Here is a 942-nt window from a genome sequence, read left to right on the forward strand (position 1 = left end):
ACGACATCGACCGTCAGATCGTGGCTCTCCTCGGGCGCTGAGACGGCCGATTCAGCGCCGGAGGGAGTCGTCGAACGGGTTCGGCTCGAGCGTGTAGTCCGTCGACGCATCGGACCAGGTGCCTCCGCCGGACGGCGCCCGGCGCGCGCGGACCGCGGCCATCGCGCGAGTCGCAGGAGAACCCACCGCAAGCGCGACCGCGCCCTGCACCGTGCGATCCTCGGCGCCGAGCACGCTCGCCCGATGCCACGCCTCGTGCAGGGCTCCCCCGCGAGCGGCCGGGACGCGGCGTGGCGGCAGCGCGCCCGAGCGCCGCAGCGCCACGAGCTGCTCCACCCGCTCCCACCACGTCGACTCGACCTCGGGATGGAAGTAGTTGTCGCGGAGCCAGTCCGGATGCGGATGCCGGAACCGCCCGGCGACGACCTCGCTCCGACCGCCGAGCAGCCCACTTCCCACGAACACCGTGTTCAGCAGGCTCTTGCTCACCCCGAAGGAGTCGAGCGCGATCACGGGCACTCCGAGCGCGGTGGCCTCGATCGCGGCGGTCGAGCTCACCGTGACGAGACCGGCGGCCGTCTGCAGGGCGGCGGACATCGAGTCGTACGAGAAGACCAGGTTCTGCGGAAGGCGCGACGGCAGCAACCCCGCGTAGGGCTCGCGTTCGAGGTGCGTCTCCGACTCCCCCGGCCGCGACCGCAGCTTCACCACCACGCGTCGCGCGGGCTCCGCCTCCGCCGCCCGGACCAGCATGGCCGCGATCTCGGCCCGCTCGTCCTTCCCGACGGGCACGAGCGCCTGCGCGGCGAACACGATGTCCGTCGCAGGCGGTCGCGCCGGAGCAGCCGGTGCCGGGCGCTCGGCGACCGCGATGCCACCGCGACCGCCGGCCGCCGCGTCGACCCGTATCCGCTCCGGGCGCAGCATCCGCTGCCGGCGCCG

The 942-nt window shown here is 74.1% G+C and carries 1 protein-coding gene; it reads right to left on the minus strand.

What is annotated here, in order from left to right; genetic code table 11:
• Positions 1–51: 51 nt before the first annotated feature.
• The coding region (locus ACNPM4_RS16350) for a DUF6716 putative glycosyltransferase (RefSeq protein ID WP_448986383.1) at positions 52–942 on the minus strand (891 nt) is incomplete at its 5' end.

It is taken from the genome of Microbacterium umsixpiens (genome assembly GCF_053543675.1).